The organism is Dietzia sp. UBA5065, assembly GCA_002415925.1.
Classification (GTDB): domain Bacteria; phylum Actinomycetota; class Actinomycetes; order Mycobacteriales; family Mycobacteriaceae; genus Dietzia.
Genome location: DIAZ01000099.1, coordinates 1 through 14,657, shown reverse-complemented (window position 1 = coordinate 14,657; position 14,657 = coordinate 1). Strand labels below are relative to the sequence as shown.

The window sequence follows — 14,657 nt, the reverse complement described above, 5'->3', positions numbered from 1 at the left end:
GCGGGGGGCGCGGCGGAGGCCGTCTCGCCCGGCGCCGCGGGCTTCTCCGCCGCGGGCGCTTCCTCAGGGCTCGCTTCCACAGCGGGCGCCGCCTCGTCGGCGGCGGGCGCCTGCGCGGGCGTCGGCGCGGCACTCGATCCGCTGGTGGTGATGGCGGGCCACCCGGTCGCCCGGACTCGCGGTCCCCCGGCGTACTGGGAAAGGATCTGCAGGCTCATGGGGGTACCTTATCGCCTCCCCGTCCGGGGCCGGTCCGCCGCTCCCGGAGTGCCCGCACCCTGGCCCGCACCCCGGCCCGCCCGGCCGGGCTGCGCGACCGGGCGTGGTCGCGGATACTGGGCCCCATGCGCGCCATCCAGATCTCCCGTCACGGTGGACCAGAGGTCCTCGTCCCCGTCGAGCTCGACCCGCCCGCACCTGGTCCGGGTGAGGTGCTCGTGCGGACGACGGCGATCGGCGTGAACTTCATCGACACGTATTTCCGCGAGGGCATCTATCCGCGGGACCTGCCGTTCGTGCCCGGGAGCGAGGGTGCTGGCGTGGTGGAGGCGGTCGGCGCGGAGGCGCGGGGCCTCGTCGTCGGAGACCGGGTGGCCTGGTGCCAGGTCCCCGGTTCCTACGCGCAGTACGTCGTGGCGCCGGCGGAAGCGCTCGTCGCCGTCCCCGACGGCGTCGACGACCCCGTGGCGGCGTCGATGCTCCTCCAGGGGCTCACCGCGCACTACCTCATCACCGACACCCACCGCGCGGTCGGCGGCGACACCGTGTTGATCACCGCGGGCGCGGGGGGCGTCGGACAGCTGCTCATCCAGATGGCGGTGGCGCGGGGGTTCCGCGTCATCACCACCACCTCCACCGAGGAGAAGGCCGGACTCTGCCGCGGCCTCGGCGCCCATCACGTCCTGCTCTACCCCGACGCGACCGCCGAGCGGGTCCGGGAGTTGTCCGACGGCGGGGTCTCCGCGGTCTTCGACGGCGTCGGGCGGGACACCTTCGACACCAGCCTGGCCTCGCTCGAGCGGCGCGGGAGCCTCGTGCTGTTCGGGGCCGCCAGCGGGCCCGTCCCCCCGGTCGACCCGCAGCGGCTCAACGCCGCCGGCTCGGTGTTCCTCACCCGGCCCACCCTCGCGGACTACATCGCGACGGCGGACGAGTACCGCGACCGCGCGGCGGAGGTCATGGGGGCGCTGGTCGACGGGACCCTCCGACTGACCGTGGGCGCCACCTTCGCGCTCTCCGAGGCCGCCGACGCCCACCGCGCCCTGCAGTCGCGGGCCACGACCGGGTCGATCACGCTGGACCCGACCCGCTGACGGGGCGGAACGCGGACGCTCAGAACAGGGAGAACATCTCCGAGAGGGTCTCGAGTCCGAGCACGGCGTCGACCGACAGCGCCACAAAGACGCCGGCGAGGTAGTTGTTCGACAGGATGAACAGCTTGAGGGGCTTGACCTCGACCCCACGTCGGACCCCGGCCTCCAGCCGGTGGGCCATGACGATGAACCAGACCCCGAACCCCAGCGCCCCCGCGGCGTAGATCCAGCCCGCCGCGGGCAGCAGGGCGAGGGTGCATAGGACCGTGACCCAGGTGTAGATGGTGATGCGGCGCGTCACGCCCTCGGCGGACATCACCACCGGCAGCATGGGCACGCCGGCGGCCTCGTAGTCCTCCTTGTACCGCATCGCCAACGCCCAGGTGTGGGGCGGAGTCCAGAAGAAGATGATGAGGAACAGGACGATCGCCTGCCACCAGTTGTGGGGCTGATCCCCGGGGAGGTTGTCGGTGATCACGGCCCACGACACGAGCACGGGCATGCACCCGGCCGCGCCGCCCCACACCACGTTCTGCGCGGTGCGGCGCTTGAGGATCATCGTGTAGACGAACACGTAGAAGCAGATGGTGAGCAGGATGAAGAACGCGGCGAGCCAGCTGTGGGCCAGCAGGCCGAGCCACAGCATCGACGCCGCCCCCAGGACCAGGCCGAAGATCAGGGCGGCCCGGGTGCTCACGGCGTGACGGGCCAGCGGGCGGCGCTCCGTCCGCTTCATCACCTTGTCGATGTCGGCGTCGACCACCATGTTGAGCGTGTTGGCGCTGGCGGCGCCCAGCCAGCCGCCGACGAGCGTGAGCAGCACCAGCGACAGGTGGACCTCGCCGCGGTCGGCCTGCAGCAACGCGGGGATGGCGGCCACCAGCAGCAACTCGATGACGCGCGGCTTGGTCAGCGCGATGTACGACATGACGACGTCGACTCCGCGGGCGCGCCCGCTCGCCGGAGCCGGCCGCCCCGAGGACTCTGGAGGGGAGACGGACGGCCCCCCACTCCGGGTCGGGGTGGATTCGTGCACCGGAACTCCTCGCAGCAGATGTCAACGCACTACCCAGCAGATACTACGTCCCGCCCGTGAGGTCCGCGAACGAGCGGGGGCGGGGACCGCCCGACCCCGAGCGGCCGCGACCACTAAGGTGGGGCACGACATACGCGCGGATCCGCGCCGCACCCTCGACCCGGGAGAACCACAAGTGACCAGCGCGTCGGAGATCACCGAGCTCACCACTGCACGCCACCCGTCCGACTGGACCGACCTCGACACCCGTGCGGTCGACACCGCGCGCGTCCTGGCCGCCGAGGCCGTGCAGAACTGCGGCAGCGGTCACCCGGGAACGGCCATGAGCCTGGCCCCCCTGGCCTACACGCTCTACCAGCGCGTCATGCGCCACGACCCCGCCGACCCCAGGTGGGTAGGCCGTGACCGCTTCGTCCTCTCGTGTGGGCACACCTCCCTCACCCAGTACGTCCAGCTCTACCTGGCCGGCTTCGGGCTCGAGCTCGACGACCTCAGGTCCCTGCGCACCTGGGGGTCCAAGACCCCGGGCCACCCCGAGTGGAACCACACCGACGGCGTGGAGATCACCACCGGACCGCTCGGCCAGGGCCTGGCCTCCGCGGTGGGCATGGCGATGGCCGCCCGGTACGAGCGGGGCCTGTTCGACCCGGAGACCCCGCTCGGCAAGAGCCCGTTCGACCACTTCATCTACGTGATCGCCTCCGACGGCGACCTCCAGGAGGGGGTCACGGCCGAGGCGTCGTCGCTCGCCGGCACCCAGCAGCTCGGCAACCTCATCGCGGTCTATGACAGCAACGAGATCTCGATCGAGGACGACACCCGGATCGCCTTCTCCGAGGACGTCGCCGCCCGCTACGAGGCGTACGGCTGGCACGTCCAGACCGTCGACGGTGGTGAGGACATCGCGGCGATCGAGGAGGCGATCGCGGACGCCCGCGCCGTCACGGACAAGCCCTCGATCATCGTGCTGCGCACCGTGATCGCCTACCCGGCGCCCACCATGATGAACACCGGCGCCTCGCACGGCGCGGCCCTCGGACAGGCGGAGGTGGACGCGGTCAAGGAGGCGCTCGGCATGGGCGGCACGGAGCCGTTCACCGTCGACGCCGAGGTGATCGCCCACACGCGGACCGCCCGTGACCGCGGCGCCCGTGTCCACGCCCAGTGGAGCGACATGTTCCACGCGTGGGCCGACGCCAACCCGGAGGCCAAGGCGCTCTTCGACCGGCTGTACTCGGGGCAGATGCCCGAGGGCTGGGACGCCGGCCTGCCGACGTGGGAGGCCGATCCCAAGGGCGTGGCCACCCGGAAGGCCTCGGCCTCGGCGATCCAGGCTCTGGCCGCCACCCTCCCCGAGCTGTGGGGCGGTTCCGCGGACCTGGCCGGGTCCAACAACACGCCCATCAAGGGCGCCGACTCCTTCGGCCCCGCCTCCATCTCGACCGACACGTGGACCGCCTCCCCGTACGGCCGGAACCTGCACTTCGGCATCCGCGAGCACGCCATGGGCGCGATCCTCAACGGCATCGCCCTCCACGGCCCCACCCGCCCGTACGGCGGCACCTTCCTCATCTTCAGCGAGTACATGCGCCCGGCCGTGCGGCTCGCCGCGCTCCAGGGCAGCAACGCGTATTACGTGTGGACGCATGACTCGATCGGGCTCGGCGAGGACGGCCCCACGCACCAGCCGGTCGAGCAGCTGGCCGCGCTCCGGGCGATCCCCGGGCTGGCGATCCTCCGCCCGGCCGACGCCAACGAGACGGCCGCCGCGTGGCGCGCCATGCTCGTCGCCCTCGACGGCCCCAAGGGGCTGTGCCTGACCAGGCAGGACGTCCCCGTGCTGGAGGGAACGTCCGAACTCGCCCGCGAGGGCGTCGAGCGCGGCGGCTACGTCCTGGCGGAGGCGTCGACCGGCACCCCCGAGGTGATCCTCATGGGCACCGGGTCCGAGGTCCACCTCGCCGTGGCCGCCCGCGAGGTCCTCGAGTCCGAGGGCGTGCCGACGCGGGTCGTCTCCATGCCGTGCGTCGAGTTCTTCGACCAGCAGGACGCCGCGTACCGCGAGTCGGTCCTGCCCCGGTCCGTCCGGGCCCGGGTGAGCGTCGAGGCCGGCATCGCGATGCCGTGGTACCGGTTCCTGGGGGACGCGGGACGGGCGGTGTCGCTGGAGCACTTCGGGGCGTCCGCGCCGTACCAGACACTGTTCACCGAATTCGGGATCACCAGCGACGCGGTCGCCGCCGCAGCCCGCGACTCACTCGCGGCCGTCAACGGGGAGGGACGATGACCAACGCCAATCTCGCCGCGCTGAGCGCCGCCGGGGTCTCGGTCTGGCTCGACGACCTGTCCCGCCAGCTGCTGGTCTCCGGCGAGCTCGAGAAGCGGATGTCCGCCTACTCGGTGGTCGGGGTGACCACCAACCCGGCTATCTTCCAGTCCGCGCTGGGCGACTCGTCGGCCTACGAGTCCGCCCTCGCCGAGGCCGTCCGTGCGGACCGCGACCTCGACTCGGTGGTCCGGGCGCTCACCACCGCGGACGTGCGGGACGCCTGCGACGTGCTCGCGGGTGTCTACGAGGCCACCGACGGCGTCGACGGTCGCGTCTCCCTCGAGGTCGACCCCCGACTGGCGGACGACACGGAGGGGACGGTGGCCCAGGCCGTCGAGCTCGCCGCGGCGGTGGACCGGCCCAACGTCATGATCAAGATCCCCGCCACCGCGGCCGGCCTGCCGGCCATCACCGAGGTGATCGGTCGCGGGATCGACGTCAACGTCACCCTGGTCTTCTCCGCCGAGCAGTACCGGGCGGTGGCACAGGCCTACCTGGCGGGCCTGGAGAAGGCGGCGGCCGCCGGGCACGACCTCGCCTCCCTCCACTCGGTGGCCTCGGTCTTCGTCTCGCGTCTGGACACCGAGATCGACTCCCGCCTGGCCGACGGCTCCGGCCTGCGCGGCCGGGCGGGCCTGGCCAACGCGCGCCTCTGCCAGGACGTCTACGACGAGGTCTACGACACCGGCGGGCGCTTCGGTGCGCTCGCCGCGCGGGGCGCGCGCCCCCAGCGCCTGCTGTGGGCCTCTACCGGCGTCAAGGATCCCGCCTACCCCGACACCCTGTACGTGAGCGGGCTGGTCACGCACGGCACGGTCAACACCATGCCCTTCCCGACCATCGAGGCGTTCGCCGAGCACGGCGTCCTCGAGGGAGACACCGTCCGGGGCACCGGGGCCGACTCCCGCGCCACCCTGGAGGCGCTGCGGGCGGAAGGGATCGACCTGGACGAGGTCTTCGCCCTCCTGGAACGGCAGGGCGTGCAGAAGTTCGTCGCGGCGTGGGACGACCTGCTCGCCACGGTCAGGGCGCGCATCGACGAGATCCCGTCGGGGTCGTGACCGGACAGGACAACCCGCTCGCCCCGGCCGACGACGACACCGGCCGGGGCGAGTGGGCGAACCCGCTCCGCGACCCGAGGGACCGGCGACTCCCCCGCATCGCCGGACCCTCCGGCCTCGTCATCTTCGGCGTGACCGGCGACCTGTCCAAGAAGAAGCTCATCCCCGCGGTCTACGACCTCGCCAACCGCGGCCTGCTCCCGCCGGGGTTCTCGCTCATCGGCTTCGGCCGCCGGCGGTGGAGCCACGCCGAGTTCGCCGAGTTCGCCCGCGAGCACGCGCGGGACCGGTGCCGGACGCCGTTCCGGGAGGACGTCTGGGACCAACTGGCGGCGGGGCTGCGGTTCGTCACCGGAACCTTCGACGACGACGAGGGCTTCGACCGCCTGGCGGATGTGCTGACCGCGCCGGAGACGGAACGGGGTACCGCCGGGAACTACGCGTTCTACCTGTCGATCCCCCCCGACGACTTCCCCACCGTCTGCCGGCACCTCGACCGGACCGGGTGCACCAGGTCGAGGGACGGCTCGTGGCGCCGGGTGGTGATCGAGAAGCCCTTCGGCCACGACCTGGCCAGTGCCCGCGAGCTCAACGCGGTGGTGGGCGCGGTCTTCCCGGAGGACTCCGTCTTCCGGATCGACCACTACCTCGGCAAGGAGACGGTCCAGAACATTCTCGCCCTGCGCTTCGCCAACCAGCTCTTCGAGCCGGTGTGGAACGCCAACCACGTGGACCACGTGCAGATCACCATGGCCGAGGACATCGGGCTCGGCGGGCGGGCCGGGTACTACGACGGGATCGGCGCGGCCCGCGACGTCATCCAGAACCACCTCATCCAGCTGATGGCCCTGGTGGCCATGGAGGAACCCACGGACTTCTCGGCCGCCGCGTTGCGCGCGGAGAAGACCAAGGTCCTCGAGTCCACCTCGCTCGCCCTGCCGATCTCCCAGACCGCGGCCCGGGGCCAGTATTCCGGCGGATGGCAGGGATCGGAGCAGGTGGAGGGGCTGAAGGACGAGGAGGGGTACGACCCGTCCTCCACCACCGAGACCTACGCCGCCATCACGCTGGAGGTGCACAACCGGCGGTGGGCCGGGGTCCCCTTCTACCTGCGGACCGGCAAGCGACTCGGGCGACGCGTCACGGAGATCGCCGTGGTGTTCCGGCGGGCCCCGCACCTGCCGTTCGACGCCACCATGACCCAGGAGCTGGGGCAGAACGCCCTGGTCATCCGCGTCCAGCCCGACGAGGGCGTCACGCTGCGCTTCGGCTCCAAGGTGCCGGGCACCGCGATGGAGGTCCGGGACGTCAACATGGACTTCGCGTACGGCGAGGCATTCACCGAGTCCTCCCCCGAGGCGTACGAGCGCCTCATCCTCGACGTCCTGCTGGGCGAGCCGTCGCTGTTCCCGGTCTCGCGCGAGGTGGAGCTGAGCTGGATGCTCCTCGACCCCGTCCTGGAGGAGTGGGCGGCGGGTGGCACGCCGGAGCAGTATCAGGCCGGCACGTGGGGCCCGCGTGGCGCCGACGAGATCCTGGCCCGCACCGGCCGCGCCTGGAGGCGACCATGATCATCGACCTTCCCGACACCTCCACCCGGGAGCTGGCCAAGAAGCTCGTGCAGATCCGCGAGGAGGCCGGGCTCAGCACCATCGGCCGCGTCCTCACGCTGGTCGTCCTCACCGATCACGTCCGCGGGAGCGAGTCGGCGATCGAGGCGGCCAACGAGGCCAGCCGCGAGCACCCGTGCCGGGTGATCGTGGTGATCCGCGGCCGGCGGGCAAGGGCGGACCGCCTCGACGGCCAGATCAGGGTCGGCGGTGACGCGGGCGCCGCCGAGGTCGTGGTGCTGCGGACCTCGGGGGCGATGGCCTCCCAGTCCGCCTCGCTCATCACCCCACTGCTCCTGCCGGACACCCCGCTCGCCGTGTGGTGGCCCCGGCACTCGCCGACCCTGCTCTCGGAGGACAGGGTGGGGCGCCTGGCGCGGCGCCGGATCGTGGACTCCGACGCGGAGGGGCACCCGACCGACGCCCTGGCCAAGCGGGCGGCCGGGTACTCCCCCGGTGACACCGACCTGGCGTGGGCCCGGATCACCCACTGGCGTTCCCTGCTCGCCGCGACCCTGGACCGCCCGCCGTACGAGCCGATCACCGGCGCCACGGTGTGTGGGCCCGAGCGCGCGGCCTCCGTCGACCTCGCCGGCGGCTGGCTCGCCTCCCGCCTGGGGATCGACGTCCTGAGGGCGGTGGGTCCCCGGATGGTGGTCCTCGAACGCCCCTCGGGATCGATCGTCCTCGAGCAGGTCAGCCCCACCGCCGCCGAGCTGCGGATCACCGGTGAGGCCCCCACCCGGGTGGCGCTGGTCAAGCGGAGCGTGGCGGACTGCCTCGCCGAGGAACTCCGCCGGATGGACACCGACGGCGTCTACGCCGACGCCCTCGCCCACCACGACCGCGTGATCTACACGTCGGCCTCGGTCCGCTGAACCGGGCCGCCGCCGCACCCCACCGGAGTCCACCACCCTCAGGAGTATCGATGCCCCCCATCCGTCACCTCGTCCACCCTGACGCCGGCGTCCTGGCCGGCGCGGCCGCCCGGGAGGCGGCCGACCACCTCGCCGACCGGATCGCCGCCTCGGGGCGGGCAGTCCTGTCGCTGACCGGGGGGTCGGTGGGAGTGGCGACCGCGGCGGCCCTCGCCCGGGCGGACGTGGACTGGGACAGGGTCACCATCTTCCTGGGAGACGAGCGGTTCGTCGCCGCCGACCATCCGGATCGCAACGACGGTCAACTCGACGAGGCGCTGCTCGGCGCGCTCGGCGACCGCCCCACCGTGCGCCGGTGGCCGGCCCGCTCCGCGGAGAACGACGACGTCGACGCCGCCGCCGCGCGGTTCCTCGAGTCGCTGGAGCTCCCGGGCGGGGACGACCCGATCTTCGACGTGACGATCCTCGGCATGGGGCCCGAGGGGCACATCGATTCGATCTTCCCGGACACTCCCGCCGTGGCGGAGTCGGACCGCCTGGTGGTGGGGGTGCGGGACTGCCCCAAACCGCCCGCGGAGCGGATGACCTTCACGCTCCCGGCGGTGCGGAGGTCACGGCACGTCCTGGTGGTGGCCGCCGGCGAGGGCAAGGCGGAGGCGGTCGCCCACGGACTCCGCGGGGCCACCCCGACGGACTGGCCGGTGGCCGGCGCGGTGGGCCTCGAGTCCACCACCTATCACCTGGACGAGGGCGCGGCGTCCGGGCTGGGCTGACGCCCGCGGGCGTCAGCCGAAGCGGACCATGAGTCCGACGGCGACGATCGCGATGACCCAGAGGACCGCCATGACCACCGTCACGCGGTCGAGGTTTCGCTCGACCACACTCGAACCGGAGAGGCTGGACTGGACGCCGCCGCCGAACAGCGACGACAGACCGCCACCCTTGCCGCGGTGCAGCAGGATGAACAGCATCAACAGCAGGCTGGTGGCGATGAGGAAGATGTCCAGGGCGAGCTTCATGTGTGGATCGGGCCTTACGTCAGGTCGGGCGGTCGGAGGACGACCGGTTCAGACTACCCGGTCGGGTCTCCAGGACGAATCCCGGCGCGCCCGGCCGGGTGAGGGCGGACGCGCCGGGCGGTGGGAGGTCAGGGCAGCGGGCCGCCGGCGGCGATCGCGGAGAGCTGCGCGAACTCGTCGGGCTTGAGCGACGCGCCGCCGACCAGGCCCCCGTCCACGTCGGGCTGCGCGAGGAGCTCGCCCACGTTGGAGGCGTTCATGCTGCCCCCGTAGAGCACGCGCATGGCCTCGGCCGTCTCGGGATCGGCGATGTCGGACAGTGCGGAGCGGATCGCTCCGCACACCTCCTGGGCATCGGCCGCCGACGCCGTCTTGCCGGTGCCGATGGCCCACACGGGCTCGTAGGCGATCACGGTGGCGGCGAGTTGCTCCCGGGTCAGTCCGGCCAGGGAGCCCTTGAGCTGCTCCACCACCACCTCGACGTGGTCACCCGCCTCGCGCACCTCGAGCTTCTCGCCCACGCACACGATCGGGGACAGGCCGTGCTTGTGGCTCGCCGCGGCCTTGGCCGCGACCAGCTCGTCGGTCTCGGCGTGGTACTCGCGACGCTCCGAGTGTCCGACCACCACGTAGGTGCAGCCGAGCTTGGCCAGCATTCCCGCGGAGATCTCGCCGGTGTACGCGCCGGAGTCGTGAACCGACACGTCCTGCGCGCCGTAGGCGAACCCCAGCTTGTCGCCCTCGATCACGATCTGGACGCCGCGGATGTCGGTGAACGGGGGGATGAACGCGACGTCCACCTTCTGCAGGTACTTCTCCGGCAGCGCGAAGGCCACCTTCTGCACGAGCGCGATGGCCTCCAGGTGGTTGAGGTTCATCTTCCAGTTGCCGGCGATGAGCGGGGTGCGTGCCATGTTCTCTCCTGTGGTAGGCCGTGCCGGATCAGTTGCTGCGCTCGAGGGCGGTGACGCCGGGGAGTTCCTTGCCCTCGAGGTACTCGAGGGAGGCGCCGCCACCCGTGGAGATGTGCGAGAAGTTCTCCTCGCCCAGGCCGAGGGTGCGGACCGCCGCGGCGGAGTCGCCACCTCCGACCACGGAGAACGCGCCGTCCCTGGTGGCGGTGATGATCGCCTCCGCGACCCCCCGGGTCCCGGCCGAGAACGCCTCGAACTCGAACACGCCCATCGGCCCGTTCCAGAACACGGTCTTGGCGACGGTGAGCTTCTCGGCGAACAGGGCGACGGAGGCGGGGCCGATGTCGAGTCCCATCGTGCCGTCGGGGATCGACTCGGCCGGCACCGTCTCGTGCGGGGCGTCGGCGGCGAACCCGTCGGCGACCACCACGTCCACGGGGAGGGTGATCACGTCGCCGAACTTCTCGAGGAGGTCCTTGCAGGTGTCGATCAGCTCCTCCTGCAGGAGCGAGGAGCCGACGCCGTGGCCCTGCGCGGCCAGGAAGGTGAAGCACATCCCGCCCCCGATGACGAGCGTGTCGACCTTGGGCGCGAGGGCCTCGATCACCGCGAGCTTGTCGGAGACCTTGGAGCCGCCGAGCACCACCGCGTAGGGCCGCTGCGCGTCCCCGGTGAGGTTCGTGAGGACCTCGACCTCGCTCTGCACCAGGTCGCCGGCGTAGGAGGGGAGCAGCTTCGCGACGTCGTAGACCGAGGCCTGGGCCCGGTGCACCACACCGAAACCGTTCGAGACGAAGGCCCCGTCCTCGCCCACCAGCCCCGCGAGTTCGGCCGCGAACTCCGCGCGCTCGGACTCGTCCTTGCTCGTCTCCCTGGGATCGAACCGGACGTTCTCCACCAGGAGGACGTCCCCGTCGGTGAGCCCGTTCGCGCGCTCGCGGGCGTCGGGCCCCACGACGTCCCCGGCGAGTTGCACGTAGCGCCCGAGCTCCTCGCCGAGCCTCTCGGCGACGGGGGCCAGCGAGAACTCCGGGTCGACCCCGCCCTTCGGCCGGCCGAGGTGCGCGGTGATCACGAGCGCGGCACCGGCGTCGAGCAACGCGTTGAGGGTGGGCAACGACGCGGTGATCCGGCCCGCGTCGGTGATGGTGGACCCGTCCAGCGGGACGTTGAGATCGCAGCGGACGAGGATCTTGCGACCCTCGACGCCCGCGTCGAGCAGGTCGGAGAGCGTGCTCACTGCCATGGGGTGGACTCCTGTCGGAAAGGCGGTGGTGGGAATGTGCTCCGGGCCCGGCCGGGACGCGCGTGGCGTTCCCGGACCGGGCCCGGTTGTCGTGCGTGGCGCGTCAGGCCCGAGGGCTCCTAGAGCGACTTGCCGACGAGGCCGATGATGTCGGCGAGGCGGTTGGAGTAGCCCCACTCGTTGTCGTACCACGAGGCGATCTTGATCTGGCCGTCGAGCGCCTTGGTCAGCTGCGCGTCGAAGATCGACGAGTGCGGGTCGCCGACGATGTCCGAGGAGACGATGGGGTCCTCGGTGTACTTGAGGATGCCCTTCATGGGACCCTCCGCGGCGGCCTTGATGGCCGCGTTGACCTGCTCGACCGAGGCCTTCTTCTCGAGTTCCACGGTGAGGTCGGTGAGCGAGCCGGTGGGCAGCGGGACGCGGACGGCGTACCCGTCGAACTTGCCCTTGAGCTCGGGCAGGACCAGCGCCACGGCCTTGGCCGCACCGGTGGAGGTCGGGACCATGTTGATGCCGGCGGCGCGGGCGCGACGCATGTCGCTGTGCGGCGCGTCCTGGAGGTTCTGGTCCTGGGTGTACGCGTGGATCGTGGTCATGAGGCCCTTGACGATCCCGAACTCGTCCGAAAGCACCTTGGCGACCGGGGCGAGGCAGTTGGTGGTGCAGGAGGCGTTGGAGATGATCGTCTGCGAGCCGTCGTACTGGTGGTCGTTGACGCCCATGACGATCGTGATGTCCTCGTTCTTGGCCGGCGCCGAGATGATGACCTTCTTGGCGCCACCCTCGAGGTGGCCCTTGGCCTTCTCGGCATCGGTGAAGATGCCGGTCGACTCGACCACCACGTCGACGCCGTAGTCACCCCACGGCACGGACGCGGGCCCCTCCTTGACGGCGAGGGCGCCGATCGTCACGCCACCGACGGTGAGCGACGAGTCGTCGAACGTGACGTCCTGACCCAGGCGACCGAGGATCGAGTCGTACTTGAGGAGATGCGCGAGCATGTCGTTGGTGGTGAGGTCGTTGACGGCGACGATCTCGATATCCGTCTTGCCCTCGGCCTTGAGGGCCTCCACCGCGCGGTAGAAGTTGCGGCCGATACGTCCGAATCCGTTGATGCCTACGCGCACGGTCACGTGATGTCTCCTTGTTGGTGATGCGAGGTGGGTGGTGCGAGGTCGGTGGTGCGAGCTGTGGAGCCCCGACGGCCGGATGGGGCCCGGGGACGTGACTCAGACTACCCGCCGGCCGTGGAGCGCGTGCAGGGTCCGCGGGGCCCGGGTCAGTTGTCGTCGAGCATGTCCTCCGTCACCACGGACTCGGTGTCCGGGATGCCCAGTTCGGCGGCCTTGCGGTCGGCCATCGACAGCAGCCGCCGGATACGCCCGGCCACCGCGTCCTTGGTCATGGGCGGGTCCGCGAGCTGGCCGAGCTCCTCCAGGGAGGACTGCCGGTGCTCCACGCGAAGCTCGCCGGCCGCCAGCAGGTGGTCCGGGACGTCCTCCGCGAGGATCTCCAGGGCGCGCTGCACGCGGGCCGCGGCGGCGACCGCCGCCCGCGCCGACCTCCGGAGGTTGGCGTCGTCGAAGTTGGCGAGCCGGTTGGCCGTGGCGCGGACCTCACCCCGGGAGCGGCGTTCCTCCCAGATGTCCCTGGTCGCGGTGGCACCCATCCGGGCCAGGAGGACGCCGATCGCCTCCGAGTCGCGGATCACCACGCGGTCGCCGCCGCGGACCTCGCGGGCCTTGGCGGTGACTCCCAGACGGCGAGCCGCCCCGACCAGCGCCATCGCCGCCTCGGCTCCGGGAGCGGTGAGCTCCAGCGCCGACGACCGACCGGGCTTGGTCAGCGAGCCGTGCGCCAGGAACGCCCCGCGCCACGCGGCCTCCGCGGCGGCGACGGATCCACCCACGACCGCCGCCGGCAACCCCCGGACCGTGCGTCCGGCGTTGTCGACCAGCCCGAGCTGGCGGGTGAGGTCGGTGCCCCGGTCGATCACGCGGAGCACGAACTTGCGCGCCGGCCTCCCGTCCGCTCCCCCGATCGGGTGGATCTCGCACGACACCGCGAACAGCGAGTCGAGTTCTCCGGACAGTCGGTCGGCGATCTCACCCGAATCCACCTCGGCCTCGATCACGAGACGGCCGGACAGGACCTGGAGCGTCCCCGCGAACCGGAGGAGGGAGGCGACCTCCGCCCTCCTGGTCTCGGAGTTCCCCACGGGGACCCTCACCAGTTCGGACTTGACCTGTGCGGTCAGCGACACGCCCTGCTCCTTCGTTCTGGGGTCATCGGACGGCCCCCGCCGATGCCGCGCCCGCGAGAGCGGCGGCGAGCAGGACCGGGTCGTGGACCGATCTCATGGTCCCATCCGGTCCGGTCTCGGCGATCTCCGCGGTCAGGACGCGCGCTCCGAGCCCGGCGGCGGCGCGGTCGAGGTGCTCGCGTTCCGTCGCGCTCAGCGGCATCCTCGGATCCACCAGGATCACGTCGAAGTCGACCTCCGGGGCGTGCTGGCGCAGGACGTGGAGGTGTTGCTCGGCCGAGAAGCCGGCCGTCTCACCGGGCTGCGGCGCGAGGTTGAGCACCAGGGCCTTGGTGGCGTCCGTGCGCGCGAGCGCCGCCGCGATCTCGGGAACCAGTGTGTTGGGGATGACGCTGGTGAACCACGATCCGGGGCCCAGCACGACGATGTCCGCGCCCTCGATCGCCTCGACGACGCCGTCCGCGGCCGGCGGGTCGGCGGGGATCAGCCTCACCCGCCGCACGCTCCCGGGCGTGGTCGCGACGGCGACCTGGCCGATGATCGTCCGGACCACCCGGGGGTCCGCCTCCAGCCCCACGACCTCGGCGGCGATGTCGAGCGCGACCGGGGACATGGGCAGCACCCGGCCGGTCACCCCGAGGATCGACCCGACCGCCTCGAGGGCCTCCAGGGGGTCGCCGAGCATCTCCCAGAACCCGGCAAACACGAGGTTGCCCACCGCGTGCCCGGCCAACGCGCCGGTTCCGCCGTACCGGTGCTGGAAGAGCCGGGTGAGGCGGGCGTGCTCGGGGTCGTCGGCGGCGAGCGCGCAGAGCGCCATCCGCAGGTCCCCGGGAGGGAGGATGCCGAGCTCGCGGCGCAGGCGGCCGGAGGAGCCACCGTCGTCGGCGACGGTCACCACGGCGGTGACCTCCTCGGCGACGATCCGCCCGGCGCGCAGGGTGGCGGACAGTCCGTGGCCGCCACCGAGCGCGACGAGCGAGGG

13 protein-coding genes and 1 pseudogene are annotated in these 14,657 nt (G+C 72.0%); 6 read left to right on the top strand and 8 right to left on the bottom strand.

The genetic code is table 11. The features are described 5' to 3' along the window. Positions 1 to 218: pseudogene (locus B4M60_RS07585) on the bottom strand (30S ribosomal protein S16); the annotation flags it as partial. 126 nt (positions 219 to 344) lie between these two features. Here B4M60_RS07585 and B4M60_RS07580 point away from each other — a divergent pair. Beyond that, complete coding sequence (locus B4M60_RS07580; RefSeq protein WP_291081884.1) at positions 345 to 1,313, top strand: quinone oxidoreductase family protein; 969 nt, start codon at positions 345 to 347, stop codon at positions 1,311 to 1,313. Positions 1,314 to 1,332: 19 nt separating this feature from the next. Here the strand turns inward: B4M60_RS07580 and B4M60_RS07575 are convergent, their stop codons facing one another. Next, positions 1,333 to 2,367 carry a heme o synthase gene (locus B4M60_RS07575; RefSeq protein ID WP_414646763.1) on the bottom strand — a complete coding sequence of 345 codons (1,035 nt, stop codon included), beginning with the start codon at positions 2,365 to 2,367 and terminating at the stop codon, positions 1,333 to 1,335. A 157-nt stretch (positions 2,368 to 2,524) separates the two neighbouring features. Here B4M60_RS07575 and tkt point away from each other — a divergent pair, with 157 nt between their 5' ends. From tkt to pgl, 5 genes are read left to right on the top strand one after another with little or no spacing between them, the layout of a single operon-like run. Then, positions 2,525 to 4,636 (top strand): transketolase, encoded by a 2,112-nt coding sequence (tkt, locus tag B4M60_RS07570; RefSeq protein WP_291081880.1) that lies wholly within the window; start codon positions 2,525 to 2,527, stop codon positions 4,634 to 4,636. Further along, positions 4,633 to 5,739: a transaldolase gene (gene tal / locus B4M60_RS07565; RefSeq protein WP_291081878.1), complete on the top strand. Its 1,107-nt coding sequence runs from the start codon at positions 4,633 to 4,635 to the stop codon at positions 5,737 to 5,739. The genes tkt and tal overlap by 4 nt, the downstream gene beginning before the upstream one ends. Then, the gene (gene zwf, locus B4M60_RS07560) at positions 5,736 to 7,310 is read left to right on the top strand and encodes a glucose-6-phosphate dehydrogenase (protein ID WP_291081876.1); all 1,575 of its coding nucleotides are present in this window, start codon (positions 5,736 to 5,738) and stop codon (positions 7,308 to 7,310) included. The genes tal and zwf overlap by 4 nt, the downstream gene beginning before the upstream one ends. Continuing rightward, positions 7,307 to 8,227 carry a glucose-6-phosphate dehydrogenase assembly protein OpcA gene (locus B4M60_RS07555; protein WP_349679614.1) on the top strand — a complete coding sequence of 307 codons (921 nt, stop codon included), beginning with the start codon at positions 7,307 to 7,309 and terminating at the stop codon, positions 8,225 to 8,227. The genes zwf and B4M60_RS07555 overlap by 4 nt, the downstream gene beginning before the upstream one ends. Positions 8,228 to 8,277: 50 nt before the next feature. Beyond that, a complete protein-coding gene (gene pgl, locus B4M60_RS07550) occupies positions 8,278 to 9,000 on the top strand; it encodes a 6-phosphogluconolactonase (RefSeq protein WP_291081874.1) in 723 nt (240 codons plus the stop codon). 12 nt (positions 9,001 to 9,012) lie between these two features. Here the strand turns inward: pgl and secG are convergent, their stop codons facing one another. From secG to B4M60_RS07520, 6 genes are all read right to left on the bottom strand, one after another. Further along, on the bottom strand, positions 9,013 to 9,246 hold the full coding sequence (gene secG / locus B4M60_RS07545; RefSeq protein WP_291081872.1) for a preprotein translocase subunit SecG: 234 nt from the start codon (positions 9,244 to 9,246) through the stop codon (positions 9,013 to 9,015). 128 nt (positions 9,247 to 9,374) lie between these two features. Then, complete coding sequence (tpiA, locus tag B4M60_RS07540; RefSeq protein ID WP_291081870.1) at positions 9,375 to 10,160, bottom strand: triose-phosphate isomerase; 786 nt, start codon at positions 10,158 to 10,160, stop codon at positions 9,375 to 9,377. A 28-nt stretch (positions 10,161 to 10,188) separates the two neighbouring features. Next, the gene (locus tag B4M60_RS07535) at positions 10,189 to 11,406 is read right to left on the bottom strand and encodes a phosphoglycerate kinase (RefSeq protein WP_291081868.1); all 1,218 of its coding nucleotides are present in this window, start codon (positions 11,404 to 11,406) and stop codon (positions 10,189 to 10,191) included. A 119-nt stretch (positions 11,407 to 11,525) separates the two neighbouring features. Beyond that, complete coding sequence (gene gap / locus B4M60_RS07530) at positions 11,526 to 12,542, bottom strand: type I glyceraldehyde-3-phosphate dehydrogenase (RefSeq protein ID WP_291081866.1); 1,017 nt, start codon at positions 12,540 to 12,542, stop codon at positions 11,526 to 11,528. Between the two features lie 146 nt (positions 12,543 to 12,688). After that, positions 12,689 to 13,672 carry a DNA-binding protein WhiA gene (gene whiA, locus B4M60_RS07525; RefSeq protein ID WP_291081864.1) on the bottom strand — a complete coding sequence of 328 codons (984 nt, stop codon included), beginning with the start codon at positions 13,670 to 13,672 and terminating at the stop codon, positions 12,689 to 12,691. Positions 13,673 to 13,694: 22 nt separating this feature from the next. After that, on the bottom strand, positions 13,695 to 14,657 hold a 963-nt coding region (locus B4M60_RS07520), incomplete at its 5' end, for a gluconeogenesis factor YvcK family protein (protein WP_291081862.1).

Coding starts and splice junctions, on each gene's coding strand:
- B4M60_RS07580 (WP_291081884.1), top strand. CDS start 345: ATGCGCGCCATCCAGATCTCCCGTCACGGTGGACCAGAGGTCCTCGTC.
- tal (WP_291081878.1), top strand. CDS start 4,633: ATGACCAACGCCAATCTCGCCGCGCTGAGCGCCGCCGGGGTCTCGGTC.
- B4M60_RS07555 (WP_349679614.1), top strand. CDS start 7,307: ATGATCATCGACCTTCCCGACACCTCCACCCGGGAGCTGGCCAAGAAG.
- pgl (WP_291081874.1), top strand. CDS start 8,278: ATGCCCCCCATCCGTCACCTCGTCCACCCTGACGCCGGCGTCCTGGCC.
- secG (WP_291081872.1), bottom strand. CDS start 9,246: ATGAAGCTCGCCCTGGACATCTTCCTCATCGCCACCAGCCTGCTGTTG.
- tpiA (WP_291081870.1), bottom strand. CDS start 10,160: ATGGCACGCACCCCGCTCATCGCCGGCAACTGGAAGATGAACCTCAAC.
- B4M60_RS07535 (WP_291081868.1), bottom strand. CDS start 11,406: ATGGCAGTGAGCACGCTCTCCGACCTGCTCGACGCGGGCGTCGAGGGT.